The organism is Prauserella cavernicola (assembly GCF_016595675.1).
Lineage (GTDB): Bacteria > Actinomycetota > Actinomycetes > Mycobacteriales > Pseudonocardiaceae > Prauserella_A > Prauserella_A cavernicola.
The window spans coordinates 112759-135640 of the sequence record NZ_JAENJH010000006.1 but is presented as its reverse complement, the minus strand read 5'-3'; the positions used below and the strand labels follow the sequence as shown (position 1 = coordinate 135640).

19 protein-coding genes, 1 pseudogene and 1 riboswitch are annotated in these 22882 nt (G+C 68.4%); of the genes and pseudogenes, 11 read left to right on the top strand and 9 right to left on the bottom strand.

Annotated elements, in window-relative coordinates:
• Positions 1-34: 34 nt before the first annotated feature.
• Genes JHE00_RS22990 through JHE00_RS22970 form a run of 5 tightly spaced genes read right to left on the bottom strand, consistent with a single transcriptional unit; the run spans position 35 to position 5589 of the window.
• On the bottom strand, positions 35-1492 hold the full coding sequence (locus tag JHE00_RS22990; protein ID WP_200321572.1) for an ABC transporter ATP-binding protein: 1458 nt from the start codon (positions 1490-1492) through the stop codon (positions 35-37).
• A complete protein-coding gene (locus tag JHE00_RS22985; RefSeq protein WP_200321571.1) occupies positions 1485-2318 on the bottom strand; it encodes an ABC transporter permease in 834 nt (277 codons plus the stop codon). Before JHE00_RS22985 ends, JHE00_RS22990 begins: the two co-directional genes overlap by 8 nt.
• The gene (locus JHE00_RS22980; RefSeq protein WP_200321569.1) at positions 2315-3262 is read right to left on the bottom strand and encodes an ABC transporter permease; all 948 of its coding nucleotides are present in this window, start codon (positions 3260-3262) and stop codon (positions 2315-2317) included. The genes JHE00_RS22985 and JHE00_RS22980 overlap by 4 nt, the downstream gene beginning before the upstream one ends.
• A 15-nt stretch (positions 3263-3277) precedes the next feature.
• On the bottom strand, positions 3278-4051 hold the full coding sequence (locus JHE00_RS22975) for a class I SAM-dependent methyltransferase (RefSeq protein ID WP_307832068.1): 774 nt from the start codon (positions 4049-4051) through the stop codon (positions 3278-3280).
• Entirely contained in the window at positions 4048-5589 is a 1542-nt protein-coding gene (locus tag JHE00_RS22970) for an ABC transporter substrate-binding protein (protein ID WP_200321567.1), read from the bottom strand. Before JHE00_RS22970 ends, JHE00_RS22975 begins: the two co-directional genes overlap by 4 nt.
• A gap of 125 nt (positions 5590-5714) precedes the next feature.
• A riboswitch (cobalamin riboswitch) is annotated at positions 5715-5790 on the bottom strand.
• A 503-nt stretch (positions 5791-6293) separates the two neighbouring features.
• Here JHE00_RS22970 and JHE00_RS22965 point away from each other — a divergent pair.
• A complete protein-coding gene (locus JHE00_RS22965) occupies positions 6294-7628 on the top strand; it encodes a hypothetical protein (protein WP_200321565.1) in 1335 nt (444 codons plus the stop codon).
• A 118-nt stretch (positions 7629-7746) separates the two neighbouring features.
• Here the strand turns inward: JHE00_RS22965 and JHE00_RS22960 are convergent, their stop codons facing one another.
• The gene (locus JHE00_RS22960; protein WP_200321563.1) at positions 7747-8766 is read right to left on the bottom strand and encodes a hypothetical protein; all 1020 of its coding nucleotides are present in this window, start codon (positions 8764-8766) and stop codon (positions 7747-7749) included.
• A gap of 623 nt (positions 8767-9389) precedes the next feature.
• Between JHE00_RS22960 and JHE00_RS22955 the strand changes: the two genes are divergently transcribed.
• From JHE00_RS22955 to pqqE, 8 genes and pseudogenes are all read left to right on the top strand, one after another.
• Positions 9390-10784, top strand: coding sequence for a DNA-binding protein (locus JHE00_RS22955; RefSeq protein WP_200321560.1), 1395 nt, complete (start codon positions 9390-9392; stop codon positions 10782-10784).
• Positions 10785-10836: 52 nt separating this feature from the next.
• Positions 10837-12960: pseudogene (katG, locus tag JHE00_RS22950) on the top strand (catalase/peroxidase HPI); the annotation flags it as partial.
• A gap of 311 nt (positions 12961-13271) precedes the next feature.
• Positions 13272-13733, top strand: a complete 462-nt coding sequence (locus JHE00_RS22945; protein ID WP_200321556.1) for an MSMEG_3727 family PQQ-associated protein — start codon at positions 13272-13274, stop codon at positions 13731-13733.
• Positions 13734-13748: 15 nt separating this feature from the next.
• Positions 13749-15446, top strand: coding sequence for a PQQ-dependent dehydrogenase, methanol/ethanol family (locus JHE00_RS22940; protein WP_200321554.1), 1698 nt, complete (start codon positions 13749-13751; stop codon positions 15444-15446).
• Positions 15447-15493: 47 nt separating this feature from the next.
• Positions 15494-15589 carry a pyrroloquinoline quinone precursor peptide PqqA gene (gene pqqA, locus JHE00_RS22935; RefSeq protein ID WP_112273585.1) on the top strand — a complete coding sequence of 32 codons (96 nt, stop codon included), beginning with the start codon at positions 15494-15496 and terminating at the stop codon, positions 15587-15589.
• Positions 15590-15671: 82 nt separating this feature from the next.
• The gene (gene pqqC, locus JHE00_RS22930; protein ID WP_200321552.1) at positions 15672-16376 is read left to right on the top strand and encodes a pyrroloquinoline-quinone synthase PqqC; all 705 of its coding nucleotides are present in this window, start codon (positions 15672-15674) and stop codon (positions 16374-16376) included.
• A 5-nt stretch (positions 16377-16381) separates the two neighbouring features.
• Positions 16382-16696 carry a pyrroloquinoline quinone biosynthesis peptide chaperone PqqD gene (gene pqqD, locus JHE00_RS22925; protein WP_200321550.1) on the top strand — a complete coding sequence of 105 codons (315 nt, stop codon included), beginning with the start codon at positions 16382-16384 and terminating at the stop codon, positions 16694-16696.
• Entirely contained in the window at positions 16689-17774 is a 1086-nt protein-coding gene (gene pqqE / locus JHE00_RS22920; protein WP_200321548.1) for a pyrroloquinoline quinone biosynthesis protein PqqE, read from the top strand. The genes pqqD and pqqE overlap by 8 nt, the downstream gene beginning before the upstream one ends.
• Positions 17775-17801: 27 nt before the next feature.
• Here pqqE and JHE00_RS22915 read toward each other — a convergent pair whose 3' ends face one another.
• A complete protein-coding gene (locus tag JHE00_RS22915) occupies positions 17802-18341 on the bottom strand; it encodes a manganese efflux pump MntP (protein WP_200321546.1) in 540 nt (179 codons plus the stop codon).
• Positions 18342-18483: 142 nt separating this feature from the next.
• Complete coding sequence (locus tag JHE00_RS22910; protein WP_200321544.1) at positions 18484-19401, bottom strand: helix-turn-helix domain-containing protein; 918 nt, start codon at positions 19399-19401, stop codon at positions 18484-18486.
• A 138-nt stretch (positions 19402-19539) separates the two neighbouring features.
• Here JHE00_RS22910 and JHE00_RS22905 point away from each other — a divergent pair, with 138 nt between their 5' ends.
• Together JHE00_RS22905 and JHE00_RS22900 are read left to right on the top strand one after the other, a co-directional pair.
• Positions 19540-20472, top strand: coding sequence for an MBL fold metallo-hydrolase (locus tag JHE00_RS22905; RefSeq protein WP_200321542.1), 933 nt, complete (start codon positions 19540-19542; stop codon positions 20470-20472).
• Between the two features lie 23 nt (positions 20473-20495).
• Positions 20496-21929, top strand: a complete 1434-nt coding sequence (locus tag JHE00_RS22900; RefSeq protein WP_200321540.1) for a carboxylesterase/lipase family protein — start codon at positions 20496-20498, stop codon at positions 21927-21929.
• A 42-nt stretch (positions 21930-21971) separates the two neighbouring features.
• Here JHE00_RS22900 and JHE00_RS22895 read toward each other — a convergent pair whose 3' ends face one another.
• Positions 21972-22862: an aldo/keto reductase family oxidoreductase gene (locus tag JHE00_RS22895; protein WP_200321538.1), complete on the bottom strand. Its 891-nt coding sequence runs from the start codon at positions 22860-22862 to the stop codon at positions 21972-21974.
• Between the last annotated feature and the right edge of the window lie 20 nt (positions 22863-22882).

Below are 22882 nucleotides of genomic sequence, written 5' to 3'. Positions count from 1 at the left end.
ACGCGGCGGCACCTCGACCCCGGTCACGACTGTGTCAGGGAATACGACGTGCGGTGATGGGGCTGCGGCCGGGAACCGGCCCCGAGCCGAACGGGTCGTTGATCGCGCGGACCTGGGCATTCTCCACGGCGACGATGCGATCGGCGCGTTCGGCGAGGGCGTGCCGGTCGTGGCTGATCAACAGGACCGAGGCGCCACTGCGTCGCTGGTAGGTGTCCATGTGGTCGAGGATGCGGTCCGACAACGGCTGATCGAGCCCCGTGGTCACTTCGTCGCAGATCAGCACTCGCGGACGGGCGAGCAGGGCGCGCGCGACGGCGGCGCGCTGGAGCTGCCCGCCCGACAGCGCAGGCGGGTAGCGGCGGAGCTGTGCGCCGGTGAGCCCGAGTTCGGTCAGAAGCTCCGTCGCCTCTCGCCGTGCCTCATCGGGTCCCAGACCACGCAGGCGGATCGCGGTCGCGGCGACCTGGTCGAGGGCGGTCCGCCGCCGGTCGAAGGACGACGCCGCCTCCTGCCAGACGTACTGCACCTGCGCGATCTGTTCCGTGGTGCGCTTCCGTAAGGTGGGTAACGGTTTCTCGTCGAGCAGCACCGTTCCCCGACCGGGTTCGAGCAGGCCCGCGAGACAGCGGGCGACGGTGGACTTCCCCGCGCCCGACGCTCCGACGACGCCCAGCGTCTCGCCGTCGAACAGCTCCAGGTTCACCTCCCGCAGTACCGGCGTCCGTCCATAGCGGACGGACACCTCGCGCATCCGTACGACTGGCGCGCCCTGCGGCCGCACCCCGGTGCTGGCGGGTGCGGCGGAACGCGGCGGTGCGGCATTGCCCGCGCTCACCGTGCCGTCGTGCACTCGCAGCACCCGCCCGCCCAGCCGTGCCACGACGTCGGAGTCGTGCGTGACGACCAGCAGCGCGACGCCGCCGAGTGCCAATGTGCCGAGCCCGTCGACGAGCGAGGTCGTACTGAGGGCGTCGAGCCCGGTGGTGGGCTCGTCGAGCACCAGCACGTCGGGGCAGGTCACGAGCACCTGCGCCAGTGCGAGCCGGGTCCGCTGCCCGCCGGAGAACTCGAACGGGTAGCGCCGCAGTAGCCGGGCGAGGTCGGCGCCGTCGGAACCATCCACATCGAACGCCACGGCCCGCAGCACCTCGACGACGCGAGCGCGCCGACGCGCTCTGCCTTCGCCGGGATTCCGTAGTCCGGCCAGTTCGCCGAGCGCGCGGCCGATGCGGCGGGCCGGGTTCAGCGTCTCGGCCGCGTGCTGTGGCAGGTAACCGATGCGCGCGGTCGACGCGATCTGCCCGGTCACGGTGACCCCGGGCCGGGCGATCCCAGCGACGGACATCGCCACCGTGGTCTTGCCCGCTCCCGAGGGGCCAAACAGGGTGACGACCTCGCCCCCGCTCAACGAGAACGAGACGTCATGCAGGATCGACGTCGCACCGGCGTGTGCGGCGAGCTCCCGGACGGCGATCAGCGGGTCAGCCATGACGCGCCGCCCGCACCGCGTCCCTGGCCGCGAGCATGCGCGGGTCGGCCAGCAACTCGTCCCACAACAGGTTCAGGCCGAGCACGAGCAGGACTATGAGTGCCGCGGGCAGGAACACCGACCAGGGCGCGACGGTGAGGCCGTCCTTGTTGGCCGCGACGGCCACGGCCCAGTCGGTCGACGTCGTGTCGAAGCCGAGGCCGAGAAAGTTCGCCGAGGACAGGAAGTAGATCGCGGCTCCGATGCGCACGCCGAGGTCGGCGGCGACGGGTCTGGCGAGCTCCCGCATCGCGTACCGGCCGTAACGGTATCGCCTGCTCTCGCCTTGCATCCGGAGCGCGTCCATTACCGGACTCTGCACGACACCGCGGGCGGCCATGCGCACGAACCGGGCGATCGGCGCGACCAGCGCGAGCCCGACGGCGGCCGCGATCGCCACCTCGGACCCGTTGGTACGCAAGGCCGCCACCATGATGATCAACAGCGATGGCAGGCACAGCAGCACGTCGAGGGGCCGCATGAGCAGGTCCTCCAGCCACGGCCTCTCGGTGGCGGCGGCGGTCATACCCACGGTGAAGCCGATCGCGTAGGCGCACAGCACGGTCACCGCGGTGACCAGCAGCAGCGTGCGGCCGCCGTCGAGCGCGGCCGCCAGCACGTCGCGGCCCAGCCTGTCGGTGCCGAACGGCGACCAGGTCGACGGCCCGAACGGCGCCTGCCGCCCGGCGGGCGCCAGCCCCGCCAGCGCGGGACCGGCGACCGCGCACAGCACCGGGATCAACACCATCGTCGCGTAGAGCGCGCGATGCCACCGGCGTCCCGTCATGACTGGACCCTCCGGGGCACCATGCGCTGGCCCACGAGATCGATCAGCGTGTTCACCGCGATCGCCACGACTCCGGTGATCAGCACGATCGCGAGGATGACGGGCTGGTCGCGGTTGCCGATCGCGTCGATGAGGGTCGTGGCGATGCCCGGCAGCACGAACACCGCTTCGACGATCAGCACGCCCGACAACAGTCCGTCGCCAGTGCGCCCGAGCTCCTGCATCGCGGGACCGAGTGCGTTGGGCGCGACGTGCCGCAGCAGCAACGAGGTGCGGCCGACGCCGAGCCTCCGTGCCTGCTCGATGTAGGGCTCGGCGAGCACGTTGATCACCCCGGCCCGCACCAGCCGGACGAGCGGAGCTGCGACCCTGGCGACCATGACCGTCAACGGCAGCACCAGGTAGCCGGGTTCGGTGAGCATCGTCGGCAGGTCCACACCGAGAAACGTCGCGGGGAACAGGCCGAGCCCGATCGCGACGTAGGCCACCAGCAGGACCGCGAGCACGAAGTCCGGGATCGAGTCGAAGAACACGCTCACGGTCGTGATCACGCGGTCCCTGACCGACCCCGGCCGCAGACCGGCGGCGAACCCGGCCCAGCCGGCCACGGGCAGCAGGATGACCGTGGTCAACACCGCCAGCACCGCGGTGACGGCGAACGGCCCACCGATCACCTCGGTCACCGGCTCGGCACTCGCGTAGGACGTGCCGAAGTCTCCGGTCACGACACCGCCGAGCCACGTGAGGAATCGCGTCAGCGGGGCGATGTCCAGGCCGAGCAGGTGCCTGGTCTCGGCGCGCTGTCCCTCGCTGAAGGTGTCGGAGGCCTGCACGTCGGCGGCGTCGCCGGGTAGCAGCAGCGACAGCCCGAACACCAGCGCGAGCAGGATGAACACCTGTCCCGCGCCGATGAGCACCCTGCGCAGGACGAACCGCGCGTGCATGGCCGGCGGTTCCGGTCAGCGGATGCCGGCGATGATGCGGTCGTCGCCGACCTGCCACACCGTGCCCGCCTCGGCGAAGCCACCCTCCCTCAGGAACGCCACGTAGTCGTGCACCGTCGGCTTGTCTGTGACCGTGTGCTCGAACCCGCCCGCCCTGGCGGTGACCAGGTCCGCCAGTTCGGGTGCCGACTCGACGGCCTGCCACCACGCCGCCCAGTCCTCGTCGCGCACGACGCCCGCGCGGGCGGCCCGCCGCTTGGTGAGCGCGCGGGTCAGCGCGTCCAGCCCAGGCCCCTCGGCCCCCTCGTAGAGGTGGTCGCCGTTGACGAACACACCACCAGAGCCGAGCACCTGGCCGCACGTGGCGAGCAGATCGCGCAGCGGGAGCCGGTTCATCCAGTGCAGCGCGGTCGTGCTGACGAACGCGTCGGGCGCGCGGCCGAGGCCCAGTTCGGCGTACCAGCCGTCCTCGCGCAGATCGGCGAACACGGTGCGGAACCGTTCGCAGCCGTAGGCGGCCTCCGCCAGCCCGATCAGCAGCGGGTCGGCGTCCACGCCCACCACCGTCGCCCCGGGAAACCGGTCGAGCAACCGCACGGCGAGTGAGCCGGGTCCGACACCGAGGTCCACGATCAACGGGTCCGGCCTGCCGAGTTGCTCGTCGAGCACGTCGCCGACGACGGCGAACCGTTCCTCGCGATCGGGCATGTAGTACTCCTGCTGGCGGTCCCAGCGCTCCAGCCAGTACAGCGCGCGCTCCGCGCTCAGCACGTTCTTCGAAATGGTCACAGCGACACCTTGTCGAATCGGACCCAGTTCATCGCGTTGGGTACTCCGGTCGGGATGTTGCGGTACTTCGCCGACGCCGCACTGTTCCAGTAGGCGTTGGCCCAGAACAGGAATCCGCCCCGGTCGTGCAGGATCTCGTGCATCCGGTGGTAGAGCGAGGTGCGTTCGTCGACCGACGCCGTCGCGAGCGCCTGGTCGTACAGCGCGTCGAACTGGGGGTCGCTCCAGCCGGTCCGGTTCTGCGGCGAGCCGGTGAGCAGCCGGGAGCCGAAGTGGTTCGGGATCGACAGCGGCCCCGACTGCCCCATCGTGAGCTGTCCTGACTCCAGCGACTCGGAGTAGTAGGTGTCGCCGGAACCGACCCGCACGTTGACCGTGACCCCGCTCCTGCTCGCCTGTTCGGCGAACAGGTTGGCGGCTTCGACGAACCCGGTCGCGGCGGGAGCGGTGAACAGGTCGATCGTCAAATTCGAGACACCGGCCTTGCGCAGCAAGTACCTGGCCTCGTCCGGATCGTGGGTGTGCTGGGGCAGGTCCTCGGCGTAGTACTCGAATCCCTTGCCGAACACGTCGTTCGCGACATCGGCCTGACCTTGCAGCGCGACCTTGACCAGTTCCTCACGATCGGCCATGCGCATCAGCGCGCGCCGCACGTCGACGTTGTCGAAGGGTGGCCGATCCGTCCGCATCGCGAAGTAGTAGATGCCGCTGTTGGGAGTCGCGTTGACCGTGATCCCCTCGGCATCGCGCAGGGTCCGCGCCGCCGCGGGCGTCAGGTCGTCGGCGAAGTCGGCCTGACCGCCCTGCAGGGCGGTCAGGCGCGCGTCGTTCTCGGCGCTCAGAATGCGCAGTCTGGAAATCGTCGGCGCACCGTCCCAGTAGTCGGCATAGGCGGTGGCGAGAAGTTCCTTGCCCGGCCGGAACGACTCGAACCGGAACGGGCCCGTGCCGACCGGATTGGCGAAGTCCCTGGCACCGTTCTGGACGATCTTGGTTCCGTAGGCCGACAGTGCCGTGAGGAACTCGAACGACGGCCGCCGTAGTGCGATTTCGACGGTCCGCTCGTCGACTTCCCGCGACTGGGAAAGGTCAACGTGCTCGAGCGTCGTGGCGGCGATGAACGGCTTCGCGCCCGCGGGACCGAGCACACGCGACAAGGTGTAGAGCACGTCGGCCGAGGTGACTTTCTTTCCGTCGTGCCAGCGCGCGTCCCTCAGGGTGATCCGCCAGCGGGTGCCGTCGGCGTTCGGCTCCCCTGACTCGGCGAGGCGGGGCACGGGGCGCATGTTGTCGTCGACTTCGAACAGGCCGTCGTACAACGCCTTCATCCGGGCCTCGTCGATGAACAGATGGGCCACGCCGGGGTCGATGTCCTCATCGGCTCCAGATCCCTTGAGCACAGCCGAGAACGTGTCGATACCGGAACCACCGGTGCTCGTGGACCCCGTGCAACCGCCGGCGAGCGCTCCAACCGCCAGGCCGCTGCCGCCCAGCAGGAACCCGCGCCGCGTCACCCGTCCGCCGCTGAATGACGGCATTGTCTGACTCCCTCGCGCCGGGTCAGCACACGCGCCGGACGAGCACGGGAGGAGAACCGCCGCAGGGCGGTTCATCCGGCCGCGACCAAACCCGCGTGGTGCTGACCGATCAGTAAATCGCGTGGAGGTATCTGGCTTCGGCCCACCTCCCGGCGGACCTCACAGTTGCGGGGCAGCCCCGGACTCTCACCGGTCTTCCCTCCACGCGCGGCACAGCCTAGACGACGATGATCTGTGCAGAGCCCCTCCGTGCCGAAACTCACGACTTGCCGGTGACGAAACACCGGTGCCCACCGCCGATGGAGTCGTCGACAGAGGAGTTCTCGTGTCCGCACTGGTCCGCCGTTCATGCGGGCCCGAGCAGCCACGCTCACTGGTAGCCGATCTCGCGACGCTGCGTCGCCTCGTGTTCGCCGGCCCGTTCGGTCTACCTCGCTGGGCGCGGGAACTACGCAGCACGTGACCACCCTCGACGGCGTGGCCGTCGAGGGTGGTCACCCACGCCCTGCCGGGGTGAACGTGACCGGCGCGCGAAATCCCACAGCGCCCGGACGGGGCAGGAACCCGGCCATACTCCAGTGTTTTCGCAGGTGATCGCTACCGGCCATCGATGACCTCACGTGTGACCTGGGCTTGCGCTGGGGAGAGCGCGAACCTGGCTGTGGAGCACTCGCGCGGAAATCTTACTGAGAGGGTGAAGATCGATGACGATCCAGCATGCGGACTGGATGACGTACGTGGCAGAGGTCCAAACAGCGCTGGACGAGTTCGGAACGGCTCTGTCGGACAGGTACGAACAGGATCTCGATGACCACAAGTCGGTCTGGACGCCCGCTGACCCCAAGGTGCCCGACCCATCCTGGGGGCACAATGGGCATCCGTGGGAAGACGTCAAACCGCAGATTCCCGAATGGGTGTCGGAGATCCTGGCCAGCGTGACGTCCGCGATCCCGGTGTACGAGAACCAAGATCTCAACGCCCTGGACACGGCATCAGAACAACTGAAGGGGATCGCCTCAACTCTCGGGTACGCACCCGGAACGCTGGGCGACCACGGCAGGGTCCCCGACCTGATGGAAGAGATCAACAACGCCGGAGGTGAGTGGAAAGGGGTTTCCGCGGATACGTTCGGTGAGAACTTCGGCAAATCAGTGGATCCGACCATGGAAAACCAACGGGATATCGCCGCGAGCCTTGCCCGTCTCTACTCGGCGCGCGCGGCCATCAACTCGGCGACTCGCGGGCACGTGCTGTCCACGATCCGGCAAGCGACGGAAAGTCTGGGCGGTACCGTCGCCTCCGGCGCCGAAACCGGGCGCTGGACCTTCGTCAGCGTGGTCTCCGTCGCCGTCGGCTTCGCCAACGCACCGTTGGGCGCGTTCCTGTCAGTGGCGGCCATCATCGGTAGCGTCGTGGATCCGCTCGACCCCGCCCAGAAGAGCGCACACGACATCGGCAGTGTCGTGACCGCGGTCCTGGAAGGGCTCGGAAACGGGAAGACCAAGGCCGAAGAGAACGAACTCGCCTATTCCAACCTGGTCACGGCACTCCAGGACGCGATCACGGGCAAAGCGAGCACAGAACTAGAGCTGTACGACTTCACCAGCGGAGAGGGCGTGGGCGAGGCCGAGACCGGGGCATACGAAGTTGTTCGAGGCACGATCGAGAGGCTTGCGGCGAGTTGCTTCGCCGCGTCCGAGGAATACGAGCACGTGATCAAGGCAGCGATCGCTACAGACGACGCGGATCCGCACCTGAAGGGGATCAACAACACTGAGCAATCGGGCGATGTGAAACTGAAGGATACGCGTGACACTTTCGTCGGGTTCCTGCAAACCACGTGCGCCCGGTACCGCGAAGCGGGTGACCGGCTCATGGACGCCGCCCGCGAGTACGACAACTCCGAGACGACAAACGCGGACATTCTCAACGCCATCCACAAGGAGTTGGACTTCAACGGCGACCACGCGGGCACGGGCGGGACAGTGGAGCAGCACATCGGAGCAACACCCGCCATCGCCAGGCACTGGCCCTCATGAGGGCGTCACTTCGCTGAGCTGATGTGGCTTGCCACGGTCGGTTTCCCGCGAGTGAATGCGAGACAGAAGCTGACCCCGACCGGTCCACACCAGAACTTCGTAGTGTCCACTGTGTACCTCACCGCCCAGTGAAATGCAGCGGAGCGAGTGCCCGCCGGAAGTCCTCGGTGTCCACTTCGGTGACGATGTCCCGGCTTTCGGGCGGACTAGTGCCCCGTGGGACCGTGCGCAGGCTCGGGCAGCCCTCGGTGGTGCTCCCGGCGAGCTGCGAGGACACGACCTTGCGCCCGGTGCGGGCCTCGAAGACGTCGAGCCGGTAGCTGCCCTGGTAGAGCCGGTCGGTCACGGTGCCGTACGAGCATTCGCCCAGCGGCGTCGACGAGACAACGCCGATGGCGGTGGCACAGGCCACCAGTTGCACCACGCTCAGGTCCGCGGATTCGGTGTCCAGCGCGGTTCCCGGCGGGAAGGACGCGTCCGCCCGGGAGACAAACCCGCCGCCGTAGTCCAGGAACGCGGCGATCGGGTGCGTGTCGCCGGAGTGGGCAGCCGCCCGGCGATGCCCGCCGCCACCGTCGGCACAGGTGTCCGCGAAGTCGAGCTTCTCCAGCGGCGGGCCCAGCACCACGTAGGTGCCCACCGGCCACCCGGACACGACCACGAGCGCAGCCACCAGGCCGTAGGAGGCCAGCCCCACCAGCCGGCGACGCGACCAGCGGCGGCCGGGTCCCAACCGCCGCCGCACGTCGCGCAGATCGCTGATCGAGCACGTACCGGACACTTCGAGCGCGCGGATCCGCTCGCGCTGGTCGTAGGTGATCGCGATCGGCTCCTCGCGGCGCGAGACGATCAGCAGGCCGTGCTCGGCCACCGCGTACCAGCGCCGGCCCGTGCCGGGCACCGGCCCGACGTGGAAGTACAGCACCACCAGACCGATCACCACGGCGGCGATGAACAGTGGCAGCGGCCAGAGCCGCGCGGCGGAGGCGGCCATGATCCCGGCGACGATCGCCGCGACCAGCGTGCCCACCCCTGCCAGACCGGCGGCGAGAAACGCAGGCGCGTGCTCCCGGTGCACCCGGACGACCCGGCCCAGCCCGTGCTCGGCCGCCGTCTCCTCGATCTTCGCCCGCCGCATCCCGATATCGTGCCGCACCACCTCATCCAGACACAGGGGTCGAACCAAGGTGGCCGGGACCTGCCGACTCTGTTGCCTTCCCTCGATGACTTGGCGCAGCGCGCCCGGAACCACGCCAGCGGCTCATCGTCGGCAGCCAAGCCTGCGACCGAGGCCAGGAGCTGGGCCGTGCCCGAGCCGGTGGTGCGGGATGCCGGGGCGATCCGGTGCGAGGTTGGCCAACCCACGTCGACACGCATGGCCGCCCGTGACAGCGTGAGCTCCTGACACCCGTCCAGCGGCTGCGGCTCGAACACGCTCCGGCGCTCGCCGGGACACGCGCCGCGGCCACCCGCGGCAGACGGTGAGGTGCCGCGGTGTTCACCATCCACCGTGCTGAACGCTAGCGGCGTGTCGCCGACCGTGCTGGGTGTCGTACTCGTCGTACGCGCCACAAGGCACGTGAGCCAGGCGGCCCGCGATAGGAGCCTCGCGTCGAAATTTCCGCAACCATGCCGGCGACTTCGGTTTAGGGTGGGTGGCGCGGCCTGGAACGAGTGACCGAGCACGAAGACGCACGACGCAGTGCCCAGTCCGCGTGCATGCGTCGGACGTTGGGGATGAACCAAGGGCGGTTCTTCACCATGAGAGACGTACATCGATTCGAGTCCAGGTCGGAGGATCCGGGCAAAGGCACCGTGCTCGCGGCGTGGGAACGGTTCGTTCGTGGTGACGACCAGGTCCCGAATGTCAGGCCGCTGGTGGCGATCTCCTGGTACCGCTGCCGAGACCAGTACCGGGTCGACCCGCACCTGACCGAGGTTCCCGTGGCGGTCGCTGCGCTCGATCACACGCCCGAGCATGACGCCGTGTTCGCCGAGCTCGGTTTTCGTGCCGCCTCCGTGGCACAGGAAGTGTGCAACCTCAGCGGCGTCGTCACCATCACCGATGCCACCGGCCGGATCCTGGCCGAGTGGGGCGACCAAGCCACGCTCGCCAAGGCGGCCGATTTCAGTATGGCGCCTTGGTTCTGCTGGTCCGAGTGCTCGGTAGGCACCAACGGCATGGGCACGGCGCTCGAAACGCACGGTCCCGCACTCATCAGGGGCGCGGAGCATTGGTGCCAGGCGTTTCACAACTGGGCCGGCGAGGGCGCGGCGGTGCGTGACGTGGTGACCAAGGAACCGATCGCGGTCCTGAACATCTCCTGCTGGCGCAGCCGGCTCCCCGCCTCCGCGGGAAGCTGGCTGGCGAACGCGGTCACCAAGACCCAGGGCACGCTCAAGATGCGCGCCCGGGGCAGCGGCGCTGAGTTGGTCGCGGCGTTCACCCAGGCCAGGGCCCGCTCGAGTGCGGAGCTCGCCGCGCTGGACACCGCGGGCAAGGTGGTGATCGCCGACGAGACGCCGAGCGTACTCATGGGCGTTCCGGCCTCCACCCCCGCGGTCGATCCCACGCTGCGGTGGAAGCCCGGACTGCCGGAGCTGATCGGAGCCGTCCGGTACGCCAGCCGTCAGGCGGCCCACAATCCCGACTGGGTCGGTTCGACGCAGATCTTCACCCACCTCGCCGACGAGCCGACCTCGATCAGCATCAGGCCCGTCGTCTCGTTCGGACGCCTGATCGGGAACCTGGTCTCCTTCGGCGTCTCCGACGGAGCACCGTTGCCCCAGTGGGACGGTTCCGCGCACGCTACGACCCAGCCGCGGCGAGTGGTCGCGATGCGCGACAACCGGTTGGTGCTGCTGCGACTGGCCGAGGTTTCCCTCGCCGAGTCGGAGGGCAACGACGTCTGGCTGTCCACCGACCAGGGTCGATTGCGAGCCGCATATGCGGGCCTGGACAAGTTCGACGAAGAGCTGGGCGACGCCGGTTTCCTCAGAGTGCATCGTCGTTATGTGGTCAACGTCAACCGCATTCGTGAGATCGAGCGTGGGGTCAAGGGCGAGCTGTCCCTGGTGATGGACGACCGGACGAACACGATGGTGCCGGTCTCCCGGCGGAACGCGCCGGCCGTGCGTCGCGCGCTGGACATCTGATTACCGGCCGCAATCTCTCGTTCCCGGAAGGCGTCCCATGTCTGACAGCGTCCGCGACTGGTGGCCGGACCGGCTCGATCTATCGGTCCTCAGGACAAACCCCGACGTGGCAAGCCCCATGGGCGACGACTTCGACTACGCCGCAGAATTCCGGACGCTCGACCTCAACGGCCTGGCCAGGGACATCGACGAGGTGCTGAGAACCTCGCAGGAGTGGTGGCCTGCCGACTTCGGCCACTACGGACCGCTCGTGATCAGGATGGTGTGGCACAGCGCCGGGACGTATCGCATCGGGGACGGCCGGGGCGGTCCTGCCGCCGGAATGCAGCGTTTCGCGCCGCTGAACAGCTGGCCCGACAATCGCAACCTCGACAAGGCGCGCCGGCTGCTCTGGCCGGTGAAGCGGAAACACGGTCGCAAGATCTCGTGGGCCGACCTGATGGTCTTCGCGGGTAACCGCGCCCTGGAGACGATGGGCTTCACGACCTTCGGTTTCGCAGGCGGCAGGGCGGATGTCTGGGAGCCCGACGACGTCTACTGGGGGCCCGAGCACACCTGGCTGGGCGACGAGCGCCACGGCGGGATCCGAGAGCTGGAGAACCCACTGGCCGCCGACCAGCTGGGCCTCATCTATGTCAACCCGGAGGGCCCGAACACCGTCCCGGACCCGCTCACCTCGGCCAGGGACATTCGCGAGACCTTCCGGCGCATGGGAATGAACGACGACGAGACCGTCGCGCTGATCGCGGGAGGGCACACGTTCGGCAAGACTCACGGGGCGGCCGACCCCGAACACCACCTCGGCCCCGAGCCCGAGGGTGCGCCGATAGAGGAGCAGGGCCTTGGCTGGAAGAGCGACTACGCGACCGGGAAGGGCACCGACGCGATCTCCAGCGGGCTCGAGGGTACGTGGACACCCACACCGACGAGGTGGGACAACAGCTTCTTCGAGACCCTGTTCGGCTACGAGTGGGACCTGGAGCTGAGCCCCGCCGGCCTGTGGCAGTGGATTCCGAGAGACGGCGGCGGGGCGGGCAGCGTGCCGGACGCCCACGACCCGTCGAAGACGCACTGCCCGACGATCCTCACGACGGACCTCGCGCTGCGGTCCGACCCGATCTACGAGGCGATCTCGAGGCGCTTCCGGGAGAACCCGGAGCAGTTGGCGGACGCGTTCGCCAGGGTCTGGTTCAAGCTGACCCACCTCGACATGGGACCGATCCAGCGTTACCTCGGCCCCCTGGTCCCGCGGGAACGGCTGCTCTGGCAGGACCCCATCCCCGCCGTGGATCACGAGCTGGCCGGAGCGGACGACGTCGCAGCCCTCAAGGCCGAGATCCTCGACTCGGGACTACCGATCCCCCAGCTGGTGTCCACAGCGTGGTCGTCGGCGTCGACGTTCCGCATCAGCGACAAGCGTGGAGGGGCCAACGGAGCGCGCATCCGCCTCGAGCCGCAGTGCGGCTGGCAGGTCAACGACCCGAGCACGCTGGCACAGGTGCTGGACACCCTGCGGGGGATCCGGGACTCCTTCAACAACACCCAGAGCGGAGGCACGCGGATCTCGCTGGCCGACGTCATCGTGCTCGCCGGATGTGCCGCCGTCGAGCGAGCCGCCACAGCCTCCGGCCACACCATCGACGTCCCCTTCACCCCGGGACGCATGGACGCGTCGCAGGAGTGGACCGATGTGGAGTCCTTCGCGCCGCTCGAGCCGACCGCGGATGGGTTCCGCAACTACCGAGGCGAGGACCACCGGTTGCCGTTGGAGCACGTGCTGGTCGACAGGGCGAACCTGCTGACGCTGAGCGCGCCCGAGATGACCGTGCTGGTGGGCGGCCTGCGCGCGCTGGACGCGAACGCCGGGCGGTCCCCACTGGGCGTGTTCACCTCGACACCTGGGACCCTGACCAACGCCTTCTTCGTGAACCTGCTCGACATGGACACGGAGTGGACACCGACGTCCGGGGACGCCGAGACGTTCGAAGGCCGGGACCGGGCGACCGGTGAGGTCAGGTGGACCGGCAGCCGGGCCGACCTCGTCTTCGGCTGGAACTCCGAGTTGCGGGCGCTCGCGGAGGTCTATGCGAGCGACGACGCGGCGGAGAAATTCGTGCACGACTTCGTGGCCGCCTGGGACAAGGTCATGAACCTCGATCGGTACGACCTCACCTGAGCGCCACGACCATTCGACGGGTTCCGGTCCCCTCGTGCGGGGGCGCATCGGGTACGAACGGTAGCCGGCGGCAGACGAACGGCATGGCCCACCCGCCTCGGTGCTCAGCCTTGTCGGGTGCGATTCAACCGGCGTAAAGTTCCTAGCTGAATAGCGATTCTCGCGATTCGGTGATAAGCCGAAAATCTATTTCGATGTGACGTCGTCTTACTTGACGACCAAGGTTCGCGTCGTCAAATCCGCCGCTGCGGTAGTACCGCATGCTTGCGCACCGAACAAACAAAGGATCCGGAACGAGGAAGTGACTCCCGATGACGACCGTGCAGGAGCGGATCGACCTGCTGAACAAGCTCGGGTTGGACGCGCAGAACAAAGCGGCACTGGGCCAGGTCCTGGGGACCGGAGACATCGGGCAGGCGACAGAGAAAGCCGATGGCGGGCTGAAGGCGACGATCCGGATACGGCCCGACAAAATCAGCTGGGATCCTTCGATCCTGGTCATGCCCCACGGAGGCGATATCGAGCTGGAGCTCATCAATGACGACATGAACACGCATTGCGCACTCCTGCCGAGCAATGGCGACAGGAAATTCATCTGGCTGGTGAATCATTCGAGAGGAAGGGCGACCCTCAACCTCGACGGCCCGGGCTACTACTGGTACAGCTCGCCCACGGGCAACGACGAAGGCCGCGGACTGACCGGCGCCATCGTCGTACTGGGAGACGTTCCACCGGAGGCGCGCCTCGACCGTCCCGACCAGCCGCGGCCGTAGAAAGGAAGAGGCACGATGACCGTCGAGTATGTGGACGCGGGCGAGGCCATCGATCAGGGGACGTTGAGCGGCAAGGTCGCCGGGGGCGACGTCGCGCCGGCGGTGGTTCACGGCGTCAACCACGAGCGCATTCTGAACGCTCAAGCGGAGCCCCAGAACTGGCTCACCTACTACGGTGCGTACAACGGGCAGCGGTACAGCCCGCTGGACCAGATCAACACGGACAACGTCAAGCGGATCGGGCCCGCCTGGGTCTTCCAGGCAGGTATGACCGGACTCATCGCGGGTGCATCGACCTACTCGTTCGAAGCCGCCCCGATCGTCGTCGACGGAGTCATGTTCCTCTCCGGCTGGGACGGCTGGGTATGGGCACTCGATGCGAAGACCGGGACCGAGATCTGGCGGTACAAGCACGCGGTTCCCTTCGACGTGTCGCTGTGCTGCGGGAACGTGAACCGTGGGGTCGCCGTGGCCGCGGGAAAGGTCTACGTCGTCACGGCGAACGCCCACGTGCTCGCGCTCGACGCCACCACCGGCGAGCGGGTCTGGGACAAGACCTACGGGGACGTGCGGGCGGGCGAGAGCGCCACCGTCGCGCCCCTCGTCGTGAAGGACAAGATCATCGTCGGAAGCTCCGGTGGAGAGTTCGGGGTACGCGGTCACCTGGACGCGTTCGACCTCGAGACCGGCGAGCACCAGTGGCGCTGCTACACGGTGCCGAAGCCAGGAGAGCCCGGCTCCGAGACCTGGCCCGCCGACGGCGAGGCCTGGGCGCGGGGCGGAGCGAACTGCTGGGTCACCGGCACGTTCGACCCGGAGACGAACCTGCTGTACGTGGGCACCGGCAACCCGGCACCGGACTTCGACGGAGGCGTCCGCGAGGGCGACAACCTCTACACCGACAGCATCATCGCCGTGGACGTGGACACCGGCCAGATCCGCTGGCACTACCAGTGCACCCCGCACGACGTGTGGGACTACGACAGCATCGGCGAGTGCATCCTGTTCGAGTCCGACGGGCGCAAGCTGCTCGGGCACTTCGACAAGAACGGCTACTTCTTCGTCGTGGATCGCACGGACGGCGCACTGGTCCAGATCACCCCCTTCGTGGATCGGATCGACTGGGGAGCGATCACGCGCGACGGCACGGTGACACCCAGGCGGTACCCCGACAAGGAGGGTGACCCGGTCCACTTCTGGCCGGGACCGGCAGGCGCCAAAGAATGGACACACGCGGCCTACAGCCCGAAGACCGGGCTCTTCTACGTCCCGGTCCAGGATGTCGGGGCCACGGCCACCCGACGGCGCCGGGAGTTCAGGGAAAGCATCCCGTATTGGGGCGCTGGCGTTCAGGTCGACCTCGACGACATGGCGGGAAGCATCAGCGCGTTCGACGCGAAGGGCGACGAGCAGTGGCGCTGGCGCAACGAGCTTCCAATGTGCGCGTCGGTTCTGGCGACGGGCGGCGACCTGGTCTTCGCAGGCGAACCCTCCGGTGAGTTCAACGCGCTTGACGCCCGAACCGGGGAACTGCTGTGGCAGTTCCAGTGCGGGAGCGGTCACCACAGCAGCCCGACGACCTACCTGGTCGACGGCAGGCAGTACGTCGCGGTGCCCGTCGGATGGGGCGGCTGGGCCGAGGGATTCCTCCCCGGCATGCTCGGCGCCGGCCACGGAAGCGCGCTGATCACGTTCGCCCTCCCGGAAACGTAGTGCCGTGAGACGCACCTGCCGGAGTCGGGCAGAGAGGAGGTGAACCCATGGAGTCCGAGCTCGCTGTGTGGGAGACGCCCGAGTTCGACGAGATCGGAGTCGCACCCGAAGTGACCATGTACGTCGCTCAGCTGGAGGACTAGCGGGGATGCGGGAGGGTGCCGGACCCCGGGGTCCGGCACCCTCCCGAGGCTGGGGCGAAAACGGGCCGCGAGGTGTAGCGCCATGACTTCAACAACCGCGACCACACGAACCGACTCCGACGGATTCGTCGAGACGTTGCGTGCCTACTCGCGCCGGTACCACGACCAGCACCCGTTCCATGTCCGGATGAACGAGGGCGGACTCAGCCCCCGGCAGGTCCGGGGCTGGGTGGCCAACCGCTTCTACTACCAGGAGAACATTCCCCGTAAGGACGCGGCGATCCTCGCCAACTGCCCGGACCTCGAGGTCCGCCGCCGCTGGATCCGGCGGATCACCGACCACGACGGCACCGTTGCCGGCGAAGGCGGCATCGAAGCATGGCTGCGCCTCGGCGAGGCCGCCGGACTGACCCGCGAGGAGATCAGGGACCACCGGCACCTCGTGCCCGGGGTGCGATTCGCCGTCGACGCCTATGTGAACTTCAGCCGGACCCGCCCCTGGGTGGAGGCGGTGGCCTCCTCCCTCACCGAGCTGTTCGCTCCCGACCTGATGGCGCAGCGCCTGACCGCGTTCGAGCGGTGGTACTCCTGGATCGACCCGGCGGGCCTCGCCTATTTCCGCGCCCGCCTCGAGCAGGCTCCCCGCGACTGCGAGCACGCTCTCGACGTGGTCATCGAGCACTGCCTGTCAGCCGAATCCCAAGCACGCGCCGCCGACGCACTGTCGTTCAAGTGCGACGTCCTGTGGGGCTTGCTGGACGCGATCGACCAGGCCTACCCGGAGTGAGCGCCATGGACCCGGCCCAGCCCAACACCAGGACCCCGCTCAGCGTCGGCGTGCGCGGCTCGGACCGGCCGCTGCTGGCGCGCCATGTTCGGCTGACCTTCTGCCGGACCAGACGGCGCCGGATCCTGATGCGCCCTGAGACCGTGATGGTTCCCAACGGCAGCGGCGCGGACATCCTCGAGCTGTGCGACGGGCGGCACACCGTGGACCAGATCGTGGCCGAACTCGGCGCGCGATACCGGACAGTCCCCGCCGACGAGGTGCGGCGGTACCTGACCCGGCTCGTCGACCGGCGCTGGGTGGAGGTCACCGATGGATAGCCCGCTCGGGTTGCTCGCCGAACTCACCTACCGCTGCCCGCTGGGGTGCGCGTACTGCTCAAACCCGCTGAACCTGGCCGACTACCAGGACGAGCTGAACACCGAGCAGTGGCGGCGGGTGCTGGCCGAGGCGAGCGACCTGGGGGTGCTCCAGTGCCACCTGTCCGGCGGCGAGCCACTGCTGAGGCGCGACCTGGTGGAGATCGTGGCGGACGCCAACGACCTCGGCCTCTACACCAACCTCGTGACCAGCGCACTCGGGCTCTCGCGATCGAGGGCCGAGCAGCTGCGGACAGCCGGTCTGGACCATGTGCAGATCAGCATCCAGTCCGACGAACCGGCCGGGTCCGACCGGATCGCCGGGACCCCGTCCTTCCAGCGCAAGGTCGAGGCGATGGGCGTGGTCAAAGAGCTGGGCTGGCCGCTCACCGTGAACGTGGTGCTGCACCGGCACAACATCGACCGCGTCGCCGGGGTGCTCGAACTCGCCGAGTCGGTCGGCGCCGACAGGGTGGAGCTGGCCAACACCCAGTACTACGGCTGGGCGTGGCGAAACCGTGCCGCGCTGCTGCCGAGCAGGGCCCAGCTCGAGACGGCCGAGGTCGTCGTGCGGGCCGCCCGCGAGCGGTTGCGGAACCGCATGGACATCATTTACGTCGTCTCCGACTACTACGGCCGCTATCCGAAACCCTGTATGGGTGGTTGGGCCTCCCGGCAGCTGACCGTAACGCCGAACGGCGATGTGTTGCCCTGCCCTGCCGCCCAGCCCCTGCCGCTGCCACGGGCCAGCGTGCGCGTGGATTCGCTGGAACGGATTTGGGCCGATTCCCCGGTGATGACCGCGTTCCGGGGCACGGACTGGATGCCGGAACCCTGCAGGAGCTGCCGCCGGCGGGAAGTGGACTTCGGCGGGTGCCGCTGCCAGGCGTTCCAGCTCACCGGCGATGCCGCCCGCACCGACCCGGCCTGCCACCTGTCCCCCGACCACGAGCTGGTCGTCCGAGCGGTCGAGGCCGCCAACTCCGGCTCGACGGGCGGCGATCGTCCGATGAGTCCGCGTCCACACCGGGTTCGGTAAGGCCTCCGTCCGGGCCGCTCGGCCGGGCTAGTCGCCGAACATTAAGGGCAGCGCCGCGGCGGCGATGATCAGGGTGACCCCGCTCAGCAAGTCCGAGCGGATCCGGATGAGACGCGCCGCGGCACGCCCGATCAGCAAGCCTCCCAAGGACAACACCGCGGTCATGACACCGAATACGGCGGCCGAGAACCACGGCGAGAGCCCGAGGATTCCCAGGCTCGCCCCGGCGAGCAGGTTGTCCAGGCTCAGCGTCAGCGGGATGCCGAACAGCGCCCACGGGTGGTCGAGTTCGTCCGGCTCGGGTTTCCGAAGCGCCGAAATGACGAGATAAAGTCCGTATCCGCCGAGCGCGACCGCACCTACCAATTCCGCGACGTCCCCGACCGACTCCCCGATCTGGCGCCCGATCAACAATCCGATCAAAGGCATGATCGCGTCCCACAACCCGAAGGTCAGTGCCACCTGCACGGCGCGCCTAATTCCGAATGGAACCGTGCCGAGTGCTATCGAGACCCGAAAATTGTCGAGACTGAGCACGAAACCGAGGACGAGAACTTCCCAGATCATGGCGACATCGCTACCTAACGACGACCGACGCCGTCAGGAAAAACTCCACCTCGGCTAGCATTCGCCATATTGGCGATATTATCTCAGACAACCCGCGGAAAAGAACACGGAAAAGCCAGGAACTCGAAGGTTCCCTCTCGGCTTATTTCACGTATTCGCTATCGGGACGGGTTCGGGCTGCTGTCGGCGCTGGACGGATGGGATACCCCGGGACGCTTGCTTGCCGGAGCAGTGCCAGGGCCTCCTCGGACGGGGACCCGGCGGGAGTGGTGCACACGATCAGTGTCTGGGCCGGTGCACGCGCGATCGACAGGGTCTGCTGTGTCACCGTGACGGTGCCGACGACGGGATGATGCAGCTCGTAGGAGGCGGCGTCGCACGGAGTGACCCTGTGGTCGCCCCAGAGCGCGACGAACTCGGGGCTCTTCATCGTCAGCTCCCCGATCAGCTCAGCGAGCTGCGGGTCCTCCGGATACTTGCCGACCGCCACGCGCAGGTTGCCGACCACCGCGCGAGCCTTGCGCTTCCAGTCCGCGTACAACTCCCGGGAGTGCGGGTCCAGGAACAGCATCCGGCTCGTGTTCGGCCGCCGCGCGGGATCATCCGGACTGAGGGCATCGAGGTGACCGGCCAGCAGGGCATGTCCCACGGCGTTCCAGGCCAGTACGTCCGTGCGTCGGCCCAACACCATCGCAGGGACGCCGTCGACGGCGCGCAGGAGGTCACGCGTCTCATCGGTGACTTTCTCAGGTCGCGGGCGACGCACCCTCGGTGTGTGGCGTGCGGCGCTGGCGAGCCGGTCGAGGTGCTCGCGTTCGTGGTCGTCGAGCAGTAGCGCGCGGGCGATCGCGTCCAGGACCTCGGCCGAGGCACCGCGGGACAGCCCCTGTTCCAGCCGCGAGTAGTACGAGACGCTGACGCCCGCCAGCTGGGCGATCTCCTCACGCCGCAGCCCGGCCACCCGCCGGCGAGGCCCCAGGTCGCGGAGGCCGACGTCTTCCGGTCGCAACCGGGCACGCCGGGCCTGGAGAAAGTCGCCGAGCGGTCCTGGGCCGTCCATTCCCCCATTGTCAGGGCGGGTCCCGGACCCAGCCACACCCTGTGAGGGGTAGGACAACCGGGGAGTGGTCCGCACCCGTTCGCGACGACAGGCTCGGTCTTGTTCTGCCACCCGCACCGACCGTCGAGGACGGACCACATGGACCACAACCGGAACGACTCAGCCCCGGAGCAGCTATCCCTGGGCGAGGTCACCATCACCCGCGTCAAGGAGTACTACGGCTCAGTCGAGATGACCCCGGACCAGTTCTTCCCGGACAGCCCCGTTGGTTCGTGGGACGAGCATCGCACGTGGCTGGCACCGGACTTCTGGAGCTCAGAGACCGGGCAGTGCCAGTCGGCGATCCAATCCTGGTTGTTGCGCAGCGAGGGACGCACGATTCTGGTGGACACCGGCGTGGGCAACCACAAGGACCGGCCCTACGCCCCGGTGTGGAACCGCCTGGACACGACCTTTCTCGACAACCTCGCCGCCGTCGGCGTGCGACCCGAGGACGTCGACATCGTGGTCAACACCCACCTGCACATCGACCACGTCGGCTGGAACACGGTTATCGACGGCCGCACGTGGGTGCCGACCTTCCCGAACGCCACCTACCTGATGCCGCGGCGGGACTTCGAGTTCTGGGACCCCGCCAACGAGCACAAGCCGGCGCTGGGCCGCGGCAACCAGAACGTCTTCGAGGACAGCGTCACGCCGGTCCACCAGGCGGGGCTGACCCACCTGTGGGACGAGTCGTACCGGATCGATGAGAACCTGCGGCTCGACCTGGCTCCTGGACACACCCCGGGCTCGTCGGTGCTCACCCTGGAATCCGGCGGCGACCGTGCCCTGTTCGTCGGCGACCTGATGCACTCCGCCCTGCAGGTCGTGGAACCGGACGTCAATTCCTGCTTCTGCGAAGACCCCGCCGAGGCACGGGCGACCCGGCACCGGTTGCTCGGCCAGGCCGCCGAGAACAACGCCCTCGTCCTCCCCGCGCATTTCGGCGGTCACGGCGCCGTGGAGGTCGAGCGCAGCGGATCGAAGTTCGCCATCACGAAGTGGGCGGGTTTCTCCCGTATTTCCTGACTACGCCAGAGAGGTTCTTTCCTGTGCTCCAGTACCCGATCGCCAGCACGCCAGCAGGCGCCGTGCGAGGTCTTCGCGACGAGTTCGGCGAGTCCTACCGTGCCATTCCCTATGCCGCGGCACCGATCGGCATCGGCCGGTTCACCCGACCCGCGCCACATCCGGGGTGGTCCGGGGTTCGCGACGGCACGCAGCCCTCACCAACAGCCCCCCAGCCGACCAGAGACTTCGGCCGACTCGAGATGAGCCCGTACTTCGGACCCGGCTGGGTGCGCGGTGAGGAGTACCTGACCGTCGACGTCCGCACCCCCGCCGCCGACGACGGGAAGCGCCCGGTCATGGTTTTCTTGCACGGCGGCGGGTTCGTCACCGGTTCGACCCGCGCCGCGCTCTACGACGGCAGCGCCTTCGCCCGCGACGGCATCGTCCTCGTGACCGTGAACTACCGCCTCGGCGTCTCCGGTTTCCTCGACCTGGACGGCGCTCCGGCCAACCGCGGCCTGCTCGACGTGCTCGCCGCGCTCGGCTGGGTCCGGGACACGATCGCGGCGTTCGGCGGCGACCCGGGCACCGTCACGGTCTTCGGCCAGTCAGCGGGTGCCACGCTCACCTGCGCGCTGCTCGCGACTCCGCAAGCCCACGGCCTCTTCCGGCGGGCGATCATCCAGAGCGGCAACGGCAGCGGCGCTTTCACCCCGCAACAAGCACGGGTGGTCACCACCGCGGCAGCCGCCGAGCTGGGCGTCGAACCGACCATCGACGGCTTCGCCGCGATCCCGGACGAGCGGTTCCTCGACATCCTGCCCGCCCTGGCGGGCCTCGATCTGCGCACCGACACCGCTACGGACCCGCTGGTGGGGCTCAGTCCGTTCAGCCTGGTGCTTCCGGATCAGCCCGTCGACCGCCTCGCAGACGGCCCAGCCGCCCAAGTCGATCTCCTGATCGGCACCACCAGCGAAGAGGGCAATCTCTACCTGGTTCCGCAGGGCTCGCTGGACACCTCGACCGAAGCCGACGCACTCGCCCTAGCCGCCCGCGTCTCCAGCGACCCGGACACCACGGTCACCGCGCTCCGCAAGCTCCGGCCACACGCGACACCCGGTGAGCTGCGCTCCGCGATTCTCGCCGAGGCCCTCTTCGGGGCCGGTACCGCACGCATGGCGCGGGCCCACGCGCGCCTCTCGGGCACACGCACACACGTCTACTCGTTCGAATACCGCTCAACAGCACTGGGCGGGCGCCTCGGCGCAGCCCACACCGTCGAACTGCCGTTCGTCTTCGATGTCGCCGACCAGCCTTGGCTCCACGGACCTACGGGTCTGCTCGGCCCGGACCCCGCCCCGCCTGGCCTCGCGGCCCGGGTGCACGCGGCCTGGGTCGCGTTCGCCCGAACCGGAAACCCGGGCTGGGCCGCGCACGACCCACAGAAACCTGTGACGCACATACTCGGGTGCTGAACCACCTGGCGGGAAAGGAAACCGACTTGCTGACGTCCTTGATCACCGAGTCCCCGCCCAGAGCTGGCCGATGCTCTCCAGGCTGGCCACGTCCTCACGGGAGAGCGAGAGCCCGGCTCCGACGATGTTCTCGCGCAGATGGGCTGCCGATGACGTGCCAGGGATGAGCAGGATGTTCGGTGAACGCTGCAACAGCCAGGCCAACGCGACCGACATCGGCGTCGCCCCAAGCCGGCCCGCAACGCCGGAGAGCGCATCGGACTGTAGCGGTGTGAAGCCCCCCAACGGGAAGAACGGCACGTAGGCAATGCCATCGGCGGCGAGTCTGTCAATGAGGTCGTCGTCGTGGCGGTGGGCCAGGTTGTACATGTTCTGCACGCACACGATGGAGGCGATACCGCGCGCCTCGGCGACCTGCTCGCTGGTCACGTTGCTGACCCCGAGGTGACGGATCAGGCCCTCTCGCTGGAGTTCGACGAGCGTCTCGAACGCCTCGGCGAGCGAGCCGGGCTGAGGGCCTTCGGCATCGCCCATGCGCAGGTTGACCAGATCGAGGGTCTCGACTCCGAGGGACTGGAGGTTCTCGTGCACCTGCTTGCGCAGATCTTCAGGCCGCCGCGCCGTGGGCCAGCCGCCTTGCGCATCTCGGTTCGCCCCCACCTTGGTGGCGATGAACAGCGACGCCGGGTAGGGATGCAGCGCCTCACGGATCAGCTCGTTGGTGACGCGCGGTCCGTACGCGTCGCTGGTGTCGATGTGGGTGATACCGGCCGCGACCGCCTCCCGCAGTACGGCCACGGCGCCATCGTGGTCGGCGGGAGACCCCATGACCCACGGGCCGGCGAGTTGCATCGCGCCGTAGCCGAACCGGGTGACAGTTGAGTCGCCCAGCGTCCAGGTGCCGCCGGGAAGTGCTGTGGTGTGCGCGTTCATCGTTGTGCCTTTCGCTTGTC